The sequence below is a fragment of the Streptomyces omiyaensis genome (assembly GCF_014650895.1).
Lineage (GTDB): Bacteria > Actinomycetota > Actinomycetes > Streptomycetales > Streptomycetaceae > Streptomyces > Streptomyces omiyaensis.
In genome coordinates, this window is the sequence record NZ_BMVV01000001.1 from 104413 (window position 1) to 119574 (window position 15162).

General features: G+C 73.6%; 14 protein-coding genes. 7 read left to right on the top strand and 7 right to left on the bottom strand.

The genetic code is table 11. The annotated features are described in order from the left end of the window. Nucleotides 1-315: 315 nt before the first annotated feature. Nucleotides 316-1827, bottom strand: coding sequence for a recombinase family protein (locus tag IE287_RS00520; RefSeq protein WP_229883204.1), 1512 nt, complete (start codon nt 1825-1827; stop codon nt 316-318). Nucleotides 1828-1981: 154 nt separating this feature from the next. Here IE287_RS00520 and IE287_RS00525 point away from each other — a divergent pair, with 154 nt between their 5' ends. Together IE287_RS00525 and IE287_RS00530 are read left to right on the top strand one after the other, a co-directional pair. Further along, a complete protein-coding gene (locus IE287_RS00525; RefSeq protein ID WP_373307785.1) occupies nt 1982-2890 on the top strand; it encodes an aldo/keto reductase in 909 nt (302 codons plus the stop codon). Nucleotides 2891-3068: 178 nt separating this feature from the next. Then, entirely contained in the window at nt 3069-3761 is a 693-nt protein-coding gene (locus tag IE287_RS00530) for a PH domain-containing protein (protein ID WP_189846855.1), read from the top strand. Here the strand turns inward: IE287_RS00530 and IE287_RS00535 are convergent. Both IE287_RS00535 and IE287_RS00540 read right to left on the bottom strand, forming a co-directional pair. Further along, the gene (locus tag IE287_RS00535; protein WP_189846856.1) at nt 3746-4447 is read right to left on the bottom strand and encodes a GDSL-type esterase/lipase family protein; all 702 of its coding nucleotides are present in this window, start codon (nt 4445-4447) and stop codon (nt 3746-3748) included. The two genes, IE287_RS00530 and IE287_RS00535, sit on opposite strands and share 16 nt — an antisense overlap. Before the next feature lie 96 nt (nt 4448-4543). After that, entirely contained in the window at nt 4544-5386 is an 843-nt protein-coding gene (locus IE287_RS00540; RefSeq protein WP_189846857.1) for an alpha/beta fold hydrolase, read from the bottom strand. Nucleotides 5387-5457: 71 nt separating this feature from the next. Between IE287_RS00540 and IE287_RS00545 the strand changes: the two genes are divergently transcribed. Together IE287_RS00545 and IE287_RS00550 are read left to right on the top strand one after the other, a co-directional pair. After that, complete coding sequence (locus IE287_RS00545) at nt 5458-6459, top strand: WD40 repeat domain-containing protein (RefSeq protein ID WP_189846858.1); 1002 nt, start codon at nt 5458-5460, stop codon at nt 6457-6459. Nucleotides 6460-6531: 72 nt separating this feature from the next. Beyond that, a complete protein-coding gene (locus IE287_RS00550) occupies nt 6532-6900 on the top strand; it encodes a cupin domain-containing protein (protein WP_189846859.1) in 369 nt (122 codons plus the stop codon). Nucleotides 6901-6978: 78 nt separating this feature from the next. Here the strand turns inward: IE287_RS00550 and serC are convergent, their stop codons facing one another. Then, entirely contained in the window at nt 6979-8097 is a 1119-nt protein-coding gene (gene serC / locus IE287_RS00555; protein WP_189846860.1) for a phosphoserine transaminase, read from the bottom strand. Between the two features lie 51 nt (nt 8098-8148). Here serC and IE287_RS00560 point away from each other — a divergent pair, with 51 nt between their 5' ends. Continuing rightward, nucleotides 8149-10899 carry an FAD-binding and (Fe-S)-binding domain-containing protein gene (locus tag IE287_RS00560; RefSeq protein ID WP_189846861.1) on the top strand — a complete coding sequence of 917 codons (2751 nt, stop codon included), beginning with the start codon at nt 8149-8151 and terminating at the stop codon, nt 10897-10899. Between the two features lie 19 nt (nt 10900-10918). Here the strand turns inward: IE287_RS00560 and IE287_RS00565 are convergent, their stop codons facing one another. Together IE287_RS00565 and IE287_RS00570 are read right to left on the bottom strand one after the other, a co-directional pair. After that, complete coding sequence (locus IE287_RS00565) at nt 10919-11932, bottom strand: hypothetical protein (RefSeq protein ID WP_189846862.1); 1014 nt, start codon at nt 11930-11932, stop codon at nt 10919-10921. 86 nt (nt 11933-12018) lie between these two features. Then, nucleotides 12019-12912 carry a LysR family transcriptional regulator gene (locus IE287_RS00570; protein ID WP_189846863.1) on the bottom strand — a complete coding sequence of 298 codons (894 nt, stop codon included), beginning with the start codon at nt 12910-12912 and terminating at the stop codon, nt 12019-12021. A 175-nt stretch (nt 12913-13087) separates the two neighbouring features. On the opposite strand from IE287_RS00570, the gene IE287_RS00575 reads away from it, so the two are divergent. Both IE287_RS00575 and IE287_RS00580 read left to right on the top strand, forming a co-directional pair. Continuing rightward, nucleotides 13088-14059 carry an EamA family transporter gene (locus tag IE287_RS00575; RefSeq protein ID WP_373307766.1) on the top strand — a complete coding sequence of 324 codons (972 nt, stop codon included), beginning with the start codon at nt 13088-13090 and terminating at the stop codon, nt 14057-14059. 119 nt (nt 14060-14178) lie between these two features. Beyond that, complete coding sequence (locus IE287_RS00580; RefSeq protein WP_189846865.1) at nt 14179-14358, top strand: DUF1272 domain-containing protein; 180 nt, start codon at nt 14179-14181, stop codon at nt 14356-14358. Nucleotides 14359-14457: 99 nt separating this feature from the next. On the opposite strand, the gene IE287_RS00585 is transcribed toward IE287_RS00580, so the two are convergent. Continuing rightward, a complete protein-coding gene (locus IE287_RS00585; protein WP_189846866.1) occupies nt 14458-15030 on the bottom strand; it encodes a dihydrofolate reductase family protein in 573 nt (190 codons plus the stop codon). Nucleotides 15031-15162: the final 132 nt, after the last annotated feature.

A 15162-nucleotide genomic window follows, 5' to 3' on the forward strand; every position in this document is an offset into this window, starting at 1 on the left:
CGAGAGCTTCGGCGCAAAGGGCTCGGTACGAGACAGGCCGAGCTGAAGTCGCTCGAAGCGTCCTCTACCCATATGCGCTCCTGTGAAGCACACGCAGGTGCGCCAGTGACCCCCGCCGGACGGCGGGACATGTGCCTCCCTTTCTTCGCGGGGGTGGACCGGCCGCGGCTGGCCAGTCCCTTCACAGGGCGCCCAAGGCTTCGCGCCTGGACTCGGTCTCGTGCAGTCGGGAGCGACGGCGGCGACCTGCCAGAAATCCTACAGAGCGAAGGAGGGCCCGGGGCGGGGCCCTCCTGTCGTAAGGCGGCGAGGCGGTCAGCTTTCGCTGTGTACCGCCGCCAGGTCGCGCACGCGGCGCTTGAAGTCCATCGGGATGAGGATCTGCACGCGGCCCTTCCCCTCCTGCCACATGCCGTCATGTCCCTCCGGAGACATGGCCTGCACGGCAGTCATGGGCGGGATCTTCTCGGCGTGGATGACCGCCTTGATGCCGGCTGCCCGGAGTTCCCTGCCCTTCTCGTGCTGGGTCGACAGCTTCGCCCAGCGTTCCCGGTAGGTTTCGCCCGTCGGGATCTCTTCCCATGTGTCGGGGCGGGTGGGCTGGGCCATGAGTTGCTCCCGCCTCGCGTCCAGCCGCTTGTACGTCTCCCGGTACTCCTGTTTGCCCAGCTCGCTGGAGTAGAGACCGGCTTCGCGGTCCTCCCGGAGTTCTGCCAGAGCGCGGTTCACCTCTTCGATGTCCCGTGTGAAGTCCACACCCGGGCGGAAGACCTTCCGCACGATCTCGACATCGCCGGCCGCGCGCAGGAAGACCTCCTCGACCACTCCCTCCAGGACGTGCGCTGCGATGCCCTTGCTGCCTGTGGGGCACGGCTTGTGCGTGGTTCGCGAGGCGCACCGGTAGTACGGCCAGTTCCGCCCCGGGCCGAGGTACGCGGGCTCACCGCAGGTGCAGAACGCGACCCTGAGAAGAGGAGAGCCGCCCTTCCTGTTGCCGTTGCGTTTGCTGGTGTTCTCGTCCAGCTTCTTGTTCGCCAGCTCCCACTCCTCCTGGGTGATCAGTGGCTCCGCCCGCTGGAGAGGACGCCCTTCCGCGTCACGGACGATGCGGGTTCGCTTCGTCTTCTTGCCGTCGATGACGACTTCCTCCGTCACCTCCATCTGGCCGAGAATGCTCAGGGAGCGCACCACCTTGGCTGTGTTCGCGGCGGTCCACCGGCCGCCCTTCGAGGGCTTGCCGTTCCTGATCAGTTGAGCGTCGAGCGATGTCGGCGTCTTGGCCGGGTCCTTGTTGAGCCACTGGGCGATGCTGTTCGCCGACTCGCCCTCGATGAGCCGACGGACGATCTCGCGCAGTGTCCCGGCGGTGTCCGTTCCGTAGTCGTCCGGGATCAGCCGCCAGCCGTCACCGGTGTCCTGCTTCTCCGCCCGGTAGCCGTACGGGATACGGCCGCCACGCCAGCGGCCCTCCTTCACCAGGTGGTTGTACGAGGACTTCGCCCTGGCCTTGATGGCTTCGAGCTCCCCTTCCGCGAAGGAGGCGATCAGGCTGAACAGCAGCTTGCCCATCTGCGTGTTCAGGTTGATCCCGTCCTCGACGGTGGCGACCTCCTTGCCGTGCTTCTCACACCACTCCACGAGCGTGTGCACGTGGAGCACGCGCCGTGAGAGGCGGTCGAGCTTCAGCGCGCAGATGATGTCGTACTCGTCGGCTCGGGACTCCTCCAGCGCGATCCGGTGCTCGATCGAGCTGACCTCCTTGCCGATCGTAGAAGGCAGCCACTTGCCGAACTCCGGGCGCTTCCACGGCTCGACACCGCCCGACACGTCGATGTCTTCGACCCACCCGACGACGACGTGTCCTTCCTGGTCGGCCCATCGTTAAATCGATCGGCGCTGGCGCTCCGGCGACGTGGTCTCGTCCGACACCTTCGACAGGCGGACCACTCCCAGGACTCGTGCCACTTGCTCTCCCCATCCCCTGTGGTGCTTGGGGATCGACGCTAGGGTCCTGAGAGTGTGGCGTCAAAGTGGATTGTTCGGTACGGCCAACGTCTACGGCTGGGGAGACGACAAGGGCCGCACCGAGGAGATCATCGGCTCCTGGTTCGCCCAGGGCGGCGGCCGCCGCGACCGGACCGTGATCGCCACCAAGGTGTACGGGAACATGGGGCCCGACGGCGCGGCCTGGCCGAACCACGACAAGATCTCCGCCCTCAACATCCGCCGTGCCGTCGAGGCCAGCCTCAAGCGCCTCGGCACCGACTACATCGACGTCTACCAGTTCCACCACGTCGACCGGGCCACCCCCTTCGACGAGGTCTGGCAGGCGATCGACGTCCTGATCGGACAGGGCAAGATCCTCTACGCCGGCTCGTCCAACTTCCCCGGCTACAAGATCGCCCAGGCGAACGAGGCCGCCGCCCGGCGCGGCATGGTCGGGCTCGTCAGCGAGCAGTGCCTCTACAACCTCTACGAGCGCCGCGCCGAGATGGAGGTCGTCCCGGCCGCGCAGGAGTACGGCCTCGGGGTCATCCCCTGGTCGCCGCTGCACGGCGGCCTGCTCGGCGGCGTCCTGAAGAAGGAGACCGAGGGCCGGCGCCGCACCGAGGGCCGCGCGGCGCAGACGCTCGCGGACCCGGCGAAGCGCGCGCAGTTCCAGGCCTACGAGGACCTGCTGGAGAAGCACGGCCTCGCCCCCGGCGAGGTGGGTCTCGCCTGGCTGCTCACCCGTCCGGGCGTGACCGGCCCGATCGTCGGCCCGCGCACCCCGGAGCAGCTGGCGGGCGCCCTGCGGGCGCTGGAGCTGGAGCTGTCGGACGAGCTGCTGGCCGAGCTGGACGAGATCTTCCCGGGCCCCGGCCCGACCCCGGAGGCCTTCGCCTGGTAGGCCCCCGAGCGGTGCGCGAAGGCGCGGCGCGTGTCGGCGGATCCGTCGGCGCGCGCCGCGCCTTCGTCTTTCCCGGGCGCGGTTCCGGCGCGAGTCCCCTGCAAGTCCCTTCCCCCGTGCGCGAGTTCGGTTCTACGCTGAATCTCGTCGGATCGTTCAACAATGCAACGGGGAAGCCATGACCGCGAGTTCCGCTCTGCCCCGCACCTACGGGATCAAGCCCGGCCGCATGAAGGCGATGCTCGCCGCCGCCGGCGTCGGCCTGCCGCTCTCCCTGGTCCCGCTGCTCACCGAGGAGGACGCACCCGGCTGGGTGAAGTGGCTCGTCACCCTCCTCGTCCTCGCCTTCGTCGGCTGGATCGCCCGCGCGGCGAGGAAGCTCTCGACCTCGGCCGACCTCAAGGGCATCCGCGTCCGCGGCTTCGTGCGGGACCGCCGGATCGCCTGGGAGGACATCCAGGACATCCGCGCGGTGCCCAACCCCGCCGCGGGCATGGCCCAGGGGGCGCCGGGCGTCATCTCGTACGCGTACGGGCGCGACGGCGGCCGCATCCAGCTCTTCTACGTGGACGACAACCACGTCCGGGTCGAGCGCGAGGTCGCCGCCCTGCGCGCCGCCTGGGAGGAGCTGCGCGGCGCCGACTGGACCGAGGACGCCCGGGCGGCGGAGGCGATCGGCCGGCGGGACGCCCGCGAGGGCGGCCTGATGAGGGCGCTGGGTTGGGCGACGGCCTCGGTGCTCGTCCTCACCGTCCTCTTCGTCGTCCTCCTCCTGACGGGCAACGTCCTGCTGGGCCCGGAGTGGATCCTCATCGGTCCGGCGCTGGTCTTCCTCGCGGTCTGGCTCGGCGGCCGCTACCGCTCCCGGTAGGGCCCGCCGAGCCCCCACGCCTGGTGCATCGCGCCGGCGAAGGCGGCGGCCAGCTTGTGCTCGCCGCTCGGACCCGGGTGCGTGCCGTCGTAGGTGTCGTCCCGGAGGTCGTACGACTCCGGGACGGCCGCGAGCAGCAGCGGCGAGGCCGCGGTGTCGAGGTCGGCGACCGCCTTCGCGAGCAGCTCGTTGAAGCGGGCGCACTCGGCGGCGAAGGCGGCGTCGTGGCCGGCGCGGACGTTGGGGATCACGGGCAGCAGCACGGCGCGGACGGTCGGACGGGCGGCGCGGGCGGCGGCCAGGAAGGCGCGGACGTTCTCCTCGGTCCGGCCGCTGTCGGTGTAGAAGCCGAGGTCGATCAGGCCGAGCGAGACCAGGAGCACGTCGGCGCGGGTCGCGGCGACGGTCTCCCCGATCACCGGGGCCATGTGCAGCCACCCCTCGCCCCATCCGGCGAGGTGGCGCCGCGCGGCGGCCGGGAAGGCCGGGTCGGCGTAGGCGTGCGGGCCGCCGCCGGTCTCCGCGCCGCCCTCGGGGTCCTCGGGCGCGTACAGCCCGTCGCGCGGCCCGACGATCTCGTACGCGCCGGGCAGCACCGACTCCAGGTGCCGCCACATGCGGTACCGCCAGGTCCAGTCGCCGGGGCGTCCGATGGTCATGCTGTCGCCGACGAACAGAAAACGCATGGTCACATCATTCCGGATCCCGCCCCTGACCTGCGACGTGATGCGGGCCACGGGGCGCGGGGCCTCCCGGAGGGGCCCGGGGCTCCCCGGAGGGGCTCAGGACTTCAGGAAGCCCGCCACCGCCGCAGCGAACCACTCCGCGTCGTCGTGCCAGGGGAAGTGTCCGCCGCCCTCCAGGACCGCCCGCTCCGCCGAGGGGAACAGCGCCGCGTAGGCGGCGGCGGTCGGCGGCGGGGTGTTGGCGTCGCCCTCGCCGGCGACGACCAGGACGGGCCGGGTGAACGCGGCGAAGGCCGCGCGGGTGGCCTCCGGGTCGTAGGCGCCCTCGCCGCCGTGGACGCCGGCCGCCTCGTCGTTCCGCCGGGCGTCCGAGGCCGCGTGCCGCTCCCGGGCCGCCGCGTCCCAGGTGCCGTGGAAGAAGGGGGCGACCGCCTGGAAGGCCGCGGCCGAGCCGCGTCCCGCCGCCAGCTCCTCCAGCGCCGCGTACGCCTCCGGGAACCACGGCTCGCCCTCCCGCAGCCGCGCCGCCGCGAGCCGCTCCTCCGGCGCCGTGTCGATCCCGGCCGCCGCCGTGCCCGGCGTCACCAGGACCAGGCGGGCCACCCGGTGCGGGTGGCGGGTGAGATAGAGCGCCGCCAGGTTCGCGCCCGCCGAGTGGCCGAGGAGGTCGACCGTCTCCAGGCCGAGGTGCAGGCGCAGCGCCTCCACGTCCCCGACGAGCCGGTCGCAGCGGTAGGAGGCGGGGTCCTCGGGCGTGCGGGACGCGCCGGTGCCGCGCGGGTCGAGCCGGATCAGGGTGCGGTGCGCGGTGAGCCCGCCCAGGTCGCCGAGGTAGCCGGAGTCCTGCATGGGGCCGCCGGGCAGGCAGATCAGCGGGTCGCCGGAACCGGACGCGTGGTACGCGAGGAGGGTGCCGTCGGGAGCGGGGAAGGTAGGCATGGACGCGACCATGACAGGCGCTCCGGTGCAGGTCAAGCGGGTTGCCGCCGGGCCGTGGCACGCTTGGTCCCATGCGATCTGCTCTGTGCGCCCTCGGCGCGGCCGCCGCCCTGGCGCTGCTGCCGGCCGGTCATGCCCGTGCCGAAGGACAGGGGCCCGACCGGGACTTCACGTTCGAGGACTCCCGGATCACCGAGTCCAGCGGTCTCGCGGCCAGCCGCGCGCACCCGGGTATCTACTGGACGCACAACGACCAGGACGAGCCCCGGATCTTCGGGGTCGACTCCCGCACGGGCAAGACGGTCGCCACCCTCACCCTGTCCGGCGTCGGCACCCCCCGGGACATGGAGGCCGTCTCGGTGGGCCCGGACGGCGACCTCTACGTCGGCGACGTCGGCGACAACCTCGACGGTTCCTGGGACCACGTCTGGATCTACCGCTTCCCCGAGCCGAAGACGCTGAAGGACCAGACGGTCCGGGCGCGGCAGTACGTCGTGAAGTACGCCGACGGCCCCCGCAACGCCGAGGCGCTGATGGTCCACCCGAAGACCGGCCGCGTCTACATCGCCAGCAAGCGCGAGGACGGCGGCGGCCTCTACGCCGGCCCCGAACGCCTCACCACCTCCGGCACCAACACCTTCCGCCGCGTCGGCGAGGTCCCCTGGGTGACCGACGGGGCCTTCTCGCCCGACGGCGAACGGCTCCTGCTGCGCGGCTACTTCAGCGCCCGCGAGTACGTCTGGAAGGACGGCCGGATCTCCGGCGACGGCACCCCGGCCGGCGCCCCCTTCCAGGGGCAGGCGGAGTCGGCCACGTACACCCCGGACGGCTCGGCCTTCCTGTTCGGTTCGGAGGGCGCCCACAGCCGGGTCGTCCGCGTCGACCGCGAGGACGCCCCCGCGCCCGCGGACCCGGCCCCGACGCCGGCCGCCCCCGGTGCCGACGGCGCCGCCCCGGACCCGGGGCAGGCCCCGGCCGCCACCGGCTCCCAGGGCAGCGCGGCCAAGGGCTTCCTGGTCCTCGCCGGCGGCACCGTCCTCGTCCTCGGCATCAAGAGGCTGCTGCGCCGCTGACCCCCTCCGGGCCGCGTCGCCCCCGGGCCGCCCCGGGGGCAGACTGGAAGGAGACCGAAGAGGTGAGGCGTCATGACGGCATTCACGCGCGAAGGCACCCCGGTCGCCATGGAGGGTGGTGGGCTGGACTTCCGCATGGGCGAGGCGGGAGGCGGTATGAGCGTCGCCTTCATCCACCTCCCCGCGGGCACCGACATGGCGCCCGTGCTCAAGGGGCTGGAGGACGACCTGTGCCAGTGCCCGCACTGGGGCTACGTCTTCAGGGGCCGCATCAGGATGCGCACCGCCGCGGGCGACGAGATCTACGAGGAGGGCCAGGCCTACTACTGGGGCCCCGGCCACGCCCCCGAGGCGCTGGAGGACGTCGATGTCGTCGAGTTCTCCCCGACGGCGGAGTTCACCGCCGTCGTCGACCACGTGAAGGCGCGGGCGTCCGGCTGACCCCGTCGGCCGCCGTGAACGCCGGAGGGCCCGGCGTCGGTGCTCACCGACCCCGGGCCCTCCGTGCCCGCAAGGCCGTCAGAGCTTCTCGATGACGTGGTCGATGCAGGCCGTCAGGGCCCGCACGTCCGCCGGGTCGACCGCCGGGAACATCGCGATGCGCAGCTGGTTGCGGCCCAGCTTGCGGTACGGCTCGGTGTCCACGATGCCGTTGGCGCGCAGCACCTTCGCGACCGCCGCCGCGTCGATCTCGTCCGCGAAGTCGATCGTGCCGATGACCTGCGAGCGCTTCGCCGCGTCCGTCACGAACGGCGTCGCGTACTTCGACTCCTCGGCCCACGTGTAGAGGGCGTCCGAGGACTCCTTCGTCCGGGCCACGGCCCACTCCAGGCCGCCCTGGCCGTTGATCCACTTCAGCTGCTCGTTCAGCAGGAAGAGGGTCGACAGCGCCGGGGTGTTGTACGTCTGGTTCTTCAGCGAGTTGTCGATCGCCGTCGGCAGCGAGAAGAACTCCGGGATGTGCCGGCCCGAGGCGTGGACGCGCTGCGCCCGCTCCAGGGCGGCCGGGGAGAACGCCGCCAGCCACAGGCCGCCCTCGGCGGCGAAGGACTTCTGCGGGGCGAAGTAGTAGACGTCCGTCTCGGTGATGTCGACCGGGAGGCCGCCCGCGCCCGAGGTCGCGTCGACCAGGACGAGCGCGCCCTCGTCGGCGCCCGCGACCCGCTTCAGCGGGGCGGCGACACCGGTCGAGGTCTCGTTGTGGGTGTAGGCGTAGACGTCGACGCCCGCCTCGGCCACCGGCTCCGGGTGGGTGCCCGGGTCGGAGGAGATCACGGTCGGCTCGGCCAGCCACGGGGCCAGCTTCGCGGCCTTCGCGAACTTGGAGGAGAACTCGCCGAAGGTGAGGTGCTGCGACTTGTTCTCGATCAGGCCGTGGGTCGCGATGTCCCAGAAGGCGGTCGACCCGCCGTTGCCCAGGATCACCTCGTAGCCCTCGGGCAGCGAGAAGAGCTCGGAGATGCCGGAACGGACCTCGCCGACCAGGTTCTTGACCGGAGCCTGGCGGTGGGAGGTGCCCAGGAGAGAGGTGCCGGTGGCGGCCAGGGCGTCCAGCGCCTCCGTCCGCACCTTGGAGGGGCCCGCGCCGAAACGGCCGTCTGCGGGCTTGATGTCAGCGGGAATCTGGATATCGGCCACGAGCCGGAGGGTATCGGGTCGGGAAGCCCCGGAGCGCCCGATGTCCGCCGGATGAGACGAGGAACGAGACATCCTTGCGTCGTGGGAACACACGAGAGACTCGCCAGGGAGCTGAGGTCCGCGCTCGCCGGGGACGTCGACTTCACCGCCACCGCACGGGCGCTCGCCACCATGGACGCCTCCAACTACCGCCGCGTGCCCGCCGGTACGGTCGCCCCCCGGGACGCCGACGACGTCGCCGCGGCCCTGGAGGTGTGCCGGGCGCACGGCGTGCCCGTCGTCCCGCGCGGCGCCGGCACCTCCATCGGGGGCCAGGCCACCGGCACCGGCGTCGTGCTCGACCTCACACGCCACCTCGACGGCCTCGTCTCGGTCGACCCGGAGGCCCGCACCGCGGTCGTCCGCCCCGGGCTCGTCCTGGGCCGGCTGCGGGAGGCGGTCCGGCCGTACGGCCTCACCTTCGGCCCCGACCCCTCCACGCACCGCCGCTGCACCCTCGGCGGCATGATCGGCAACAACGCCTGCGGGGCGCACTCGGTCGCCTGGGGCACCACCGCCGACAACGTGCGCTCACTGGAAGTGGTGAGCTACCGGGGCGAGCGGTTGACGCTCGGGCGGGACGGACGGGGCGCGCCGCCGGGCCTGGCGGACCTCGTCGACCGGAACCTCGCCCTCCTGCGCACCGGCTATCCGGCCGGACTGCCCCGCCGGATCTCCGGGTACGCCCTCGACGCGCTCCTCCCCGAGCACGGCCGGGACGTCGTCCGCTCCTTCGTCGGCAGCGAGGGCACGCTGGGCGTGGTGACGGAGGCGACCGTCCGGCTCGTCCCGCTGCCCGCGGACCCGGTCCTCGTCGTCCTCGGCCACGCCGACGAGACGGCGGCGGCCGACGCGGCGGCGGGACTGCTGCCGCTCGGCCCGCTGACCGTCGAGGGCATGGCGGCGGACCTGGTGGGAGACGCGGCCGGGCTGCCCCGGGGCGGCGCGTGGCTCTTCTGCGAGGTGGACGGGGAGGCGGCGGCCGCCGCGCTGGTCCGGGCGGCGGACGCGGTGGACGCGTCGGTGGTGCGCGACCCGGCCGGGCAGCGGGCGCTGTGGCGGATCCGGGAGGACGCGGCGGGCACGGCGACCCGGATGCCGGGCGGAGGGGACGCGTGGCCCGGCTGGGAGGACTGCGCGGTGCCGCCGGCCCGGCTGGGCGCGTACCTGCGCGACTTCCGGGCGCTCCTCGCCGGGCACGGGCTGCGGGGGACGCCGTACGGGCACTTCGGCGACGGGTGCGTGCACGTCCGCATCGACTTCGACCTGTGGACCGGCAAGGGCGTGGGCGCCTTCCGCCGCTTCTCCGAGGAGGTCGCCGACCTCGTCGTCGCGCACGGCGGCTCCCTCTCCGGCGAGCACGGCGACGGGAAGGCGCGGGCGGAGCTGCTGCCCCGCATGTACGGGGACGAACTGGTCGCCCTGTTCGGCGCGGTGAAGGACCTGTGGGACCCGGACGGCGGTCTCAACCCGGGGATGCTCGTCCGCCCGGAGCCCCTCGACTCGGGGCTCCGTTTCGAGGGCCTGCCCCTGGTCGGCCTCGGCCGGGAGGCGGCCCGCTGCGTGGGCGTCGCCAAGTGCCGGGAGTCCGGCCCGGCGGCCGGCCCGGAGGTGATGTGCCCGTCGTTCCGCGCGACCGGCGAGGAGCGGCACTCCACCCGGGGCCGGGCCCGGCTCCTCCACGAGATGGCCCTCGGCGAGGTGATCACGGACGGCTGGCGCTCGGAGGAGGTCCGCGAGGCGCTGGACCTCTGCCTCTCCTGCAAGGGCTGCCGCACCGACTGCCCGGTGGGCGTCGACATGGCCGCGTACAAGGCGGAGTTCCTGGACCGGCACCACGCGGGCCCGGGCGGGGCGCTGCGCCGCCCCCGCTCGCACTGGACGATGGGCGGACTGCCGCGCTGGCTGGACCTCTTCGGGCGCGGTCTGAACACGCTGACCCGGCTGCCGTTCGCGGCGCGGCTCGCCGGGGTGACGGAGGGGCGGCGGCTGCCGGTGGTCGCGGACCGCACCCTCACCGCCTGGTGGGAGGGACGCGCGCCGTCCCGTCCGCCGGCCCTCACCCTCTGGCCGGACACCTTCACGGACCACCTCGCCCCGGAGGCGGGCCGGGCGGCGGTCCGCGTCCTGGAGGCGGCGGGCCTCGGCGTGGGGCTGGCGCCCGGCCGGGTCTGCTGCGGCCTGACGTACGTGTCGACGGGGCGGCTCGGAGCGGCGCGGCGGGTGATGCGGCGGACGCTCGACGCGCTGGGCGCGGAGGGGGAGCGGGACCGGCCGGTGGTGGTCCTCGAACCCTCCTGCGCGGCGACCCTCCGCACCGACCTGCCCGGGCTGCTCCCCGGCGACCCGAGGGCCGCCCGTCTCGCGGCGCGGGTCCGCACCTTCGCGGAGGCCCTGGAGTCCCTGGCCCCCGGCTGGACCCCGCCGCGCCTCGACCGCGAGGTCACCGGCCAGACCCACTGCCACCAGCACGCCGTCCTGGGCGACGCGGCGGACCGCCGCCTGCGGGAGCGCGCCGGTCTGACCGGCGCCCTCGAGGGCGGCTGCTGCGGCCTGGCCGGCAACTTCGGCTTCGAGCCGGGCCACGAGGAGGTGTCGGCCGCCTGCGCGGAGGACCGCCTCCTCCCGGCCCTGCGCGCGGCCCCGGCGGCGGAGGTCCTGGCCGACGGCTTCTCCTGCCGCACCCAGATCGCCGAACTGACCGACCGCCGGGCCCGCCACCTGGCGGAACTGCTGGCGGAGGGGCTGGGCGAGGAGCCCTAGCGGCGCCGCGCGCCCGGTGTCAGGGCGTCAGGAGGACCGTGGCGATGCGGGAGCGGTAGAACTTGGCGGTGTAGCCGTAGCCGACCAGTCCGCGCGTCTCGGTCGTGCGCAGGGCGGGGTCGAAGAACTGGACGTGGTTGTTCCAGTAGCCGCCGGTGCCGTACTCCGGGTACTTCACGTTGATCGCCTGGAGCCAGAAGGACTCGCCGTCGGCGGCGCGGGAGAAGGACTTCACGCCGTAGCTCGCGGGGCGGACCTCGGTGAGCGCGAGGGTGTTCTTGTCGACGCTCCAGACGGCTCCGCCGCCGGTCAGCACGAGCCGGTCCGGGCTCGTGAAGTCCATGTCGAGGCTGTGGCCGAAGAACTCGTACGTCCACTTGTGCTCGTCGACGAGGGCGAGCCGGGTGGTGCGGAGGGAGCCGGTGAGGCGGTACTTGGCGAGGGTCCACTTGCCGAGGACGAACAGGTGCGTGCCGTCCCACCAGAGGCCGTGGGCGTCCTGGAACCTGAACTGCTGGACGAGCCCGAGCGTGGTGGCGTCGTCGGCGTCGGTGGGTGCGTAGAGAGTCACGTAGCCGGGGTACTCGTCGGCTCCCGTCGCGGTGCTCGTCGAGGCGACGACGACGGCGCCGTGGCTCCCGAGGTACTCGACGGCGTGCGGGTTGCCGCCCGGTGCCGCGGACCAGAGCAGGGCGTCGTCGTCGCCGAAGTTCACCATCCCGACCCTGCCGCCGCCGGCGGCGACCACGCAGACCCAGCCGTGGCGGTCGGTCCGGCGGAAGCGCGCGTCGTTGAGGCGTGCCCAGGCGGCGGTCGCGGGCGCCTGCCAGGACCAGCCCTCGTTGGCGGGCGTCCACTCCTTGAAGGCGCGGAAGAGCATCACCTTGTTCTTCACGTGCTCGGTCAGGAGGACGTCGTAGTTGCCGGCGATCGTGCCCGCCGCGTGGGCGGACGTGGCGGCGGCGGACAGGAGCGGGGCGCTCAGGCCGAGTGCGGCGGCGCCTCTGAGCAGGGTGCGGCGGTCGATGGTCACGAATCCCCCCGGGTTCGTTCGGCTGATCTTCGGCTCGGGAAGCTACCAGGGGCTCCGGGGCGGGAGGACGGGCGGCGCGCAGTCCGTCAGGTCGCCCGGTCCGGGCGGGGTGCGGGGGCGTCCCCGACGATCTCGCGGGCCATCGCGACCAGGGCCCCCGTCGCCGGGTGGGGGAAGGCGTCGCGCCAGGCCAGGAGGACGGGGAGGGGCGGGGCGTCCGGGAGGGGGCGGTAGGTGACGCCGGGGTGGGGGTGGAGGGCGGCGGTGGAGGCGGAGGAGACGCCGACGCCCCGGGCGGCGGCGATGGCGGTGAGCCAGTCGTCGGTGTTGGCGACGGTGACGGTGCTGGTGGGGCGGGCGGTCAGGGGCCACAGGGTGAGGGTGGTGGTGCCGGAGACGGTGTTGAGGACGACGGTCTCGCCGGCGAGGTCGAGGAGGGCGAGGTCGCCGGGGCGGTCCGCGAGGGGGCTGTCGGCGGGCAGGGCGGCGACCCTGGCCTCCGTGGTCAGCTCGGCGGTGACGAGCCCGGGGGCCTCGACGGCGCCGCGCAGCAGGGCCGCGTCGACCTGGCCGCGGGCGAGGCCGGCGGTGCGGTCGTCGACGCGGAGGAGTTCGAGGGGGGTCTCGGGGTGCTCGCGCTGCCAGCGGCGCAGGAGCGGGGTGGTCGAGGGGCCGAAGGCGGACCAGGCGTGGCCGAGGCGGAGGGGGCGCAGGCGCAGCCGGGCGGGGTCGACGGCGGCGTCGAAGGCGGCGAGCGCGGCCGTGGCGCGTTCCCGGAAGGCGCGGCCCTCGGCGGTGAGGGCGAGGTGGTGGGTGGAGCGGTCGACGAGCCGGGCGCCGAGGTGCCGTTCGAGGGCGGCGAGGGTGCGGGAGACGGCGGGCTGGGTGAGGTGGAGGCGGGCGGCGGCGCGGGTGAGGTTCTCCTCCTCGGCGATGGCGAGGAAGCAGCGGAGGTGGCGCAGCTCGATGCTCACGGTCATGTCTTCGGAGCATAACCGCAGGCCGATCGGTATTTCCGCTCCCGCGCCCGGGCTCCGTAGCGTGGAAGCGGAATGCAGTCGTCAGGGTGGAGTGCGGTGCACTACTCTGGACTGAGGGTTTAGTGCAGTGGACTTGCGGTCCGGTCCGGTGGAGGGCCGGGGAGGAGTGGTGGGCGTGGACAGCCAGGTGACGGGGGCGACGGGGGCGGTCGCGGCCCCGGTGGCGGTGCGGACGGACGCGGGGGCTCCCGCGGCGGCCCCCGCCGCGGGCGGCGGCCGCGCCGGCGGCCCGTCGCGCTTCGGGCCCGTCGCGCTCGTCGTCGCCGGCGGCCTCTCCGTCCAGTTCGGCTCGGCCGTCGCCGTCCTGCTGATGCCCCGGGCCGGCGCGCTCGGCGTCGTCACGCTGCGGCTCGTGCTCGCCGCGCTCGTCCTGCTCCTGGTCTGCCGGCCGAAGGTGCGCGGCTACGGCCGCGCCGACTGGGGGACCGTCGTCGCCTTCGGCCTCGCCATGGCGGGCATGAACATCCTCTTCTACCAGTCGGTCGACCGGATCCCGCTCGGTGCCGCCGTCACCCTGGAGGTGCTCGGCCCGCTGGTCCTCTCCGTCGTCGCCTCCCGGCGGCTGGTCAACCTCCTCTGGGCCGGCCTCGCGCTCGGCGGCGTCGCCCTGCTCGGCGGCGGCGGCTTCGAGCGGCTCGACCCGCTCGGCGCGGGCTTCGCGCTCGCGGCGGGCGCCATGTGGGCGGCGTACATCGTCTTCAGCGCCCGGACCGGCCGCCGCTTCCCGCAGGCCGACGGCCTGGCGCTCGCGATGGCCTTCGGCGCGGTCCTCAGCCTGCCGTTCGGCATCGCCGAGGCGGGCGGCGCGCTCCTCGTCCCGTCCACGGTCGCGCTGGGCCTCGGCATCGCCCTGCTCTCCTCGGTGCTGCCGTACACCCTCGAACTGCTCGCCCTGCGCCGCCTGCCGGCCCCCACCTTCGCCGTCCTGATGAGCCTGGAGCCGGCCATCGCGGCCACCGCCGGGCTCCTCGTCCTCCACCAGGCCCTCTCCCCGGCGGACGGCCTCGCCATCGCGCTCGTCATCGCGGCCAGCATCGGCGCGGTCCGCACCCAGGCGGCGGCGGTGGGGAAGCGGAAGCGGAAGTAGGAGCGGGCGGGGCCCGGGGCGGACGGGTCCCGGAGCGGACGCCGGTCGTGTCCCGATCCTGTCGGTCCCTGGCCGTGAGGCTGTTTCCGGGCCGCCCCGGCCCGGCGATCATGGAGCGCATGGCTCTTGAGATGCGCGAACGCTGCGAACGCTGCGACACGGCGGCCCTGCCCGCCGACGGCCCCGCCCGGATCTGCTCGTACGAGTGCACCTTCTGCGTGCCCTGCGCGGAGGGGATGGCCGGCGTCTGCCCCAACTGCGGCGGCGAACTGGTCCCCCGGCCGCGCCGCACGGCCTGAGGCCGGCGCCGGAAGCGCTTCCGGCACCGGCCCCGGCCCGTGAACGGCTCCCGCCGGTCCGGCCGTTCCGTCGTCCCCCGGTCCGCCAGTCCCGCCGTCCTACCGGACGACGTCGAAGACCTGCTTCTGGATGCCGTTGGAGTAGGCCTCGTGCTCCACGAGCCGCAGCTTCTGGGCGTCCTTGTCGGTGGCGCTGAAGAGGCGCTTGCCCGCGCCGAGGAGGAGGGGGAAGACCAGCAGGTGGTAGCGGTCGATCAGGCCGGCGTCGGAGAGGGCGCGGTTGAGGGCCGCGCTGCCGTGCATGATGATCGGCCCGCCCTCGGTCTCCTTCAGGGCGGCGACCTCGTCCAGGGTGCGCAGGATGGTGGTCGGGCCCCAGTCGGAGACCAGGTCGTCCTCGGTGAGCGTCGTGGAGACGACGTACTTCGGCATCGCCTTGTACCCGGCGAAGTCCGCCATCCCCGGCCACACGGGGCTGAACGCCTGGTAGCTCGCCCGGCCGAGGAGGATCGCGCTCGCCTCGCCCTGCTCGCGCCCCTTGAGTTCGTACGCCTCCGGGACGAACTCGATGTCCTTGAAGGTCCAGCCGGAGTTCCGGTACCCCTCCTCGCCGCCGGGGGCCTCGACGACGCCGTCGAGGGAGACGAAGGCGGAGCTGATGAGAGTGCGCATGTCGGGGGTTCCTCGTCTGCCGAAGGTGTCGGTCTCGGTGGCGCTTTCATGGTCTAGGACCGGGCCCCGGAGCGAAACTCATCGGCCTCCCGCCGATCTTTTTCCAAGCAAGCATGCTTGATTGTTTCTCGG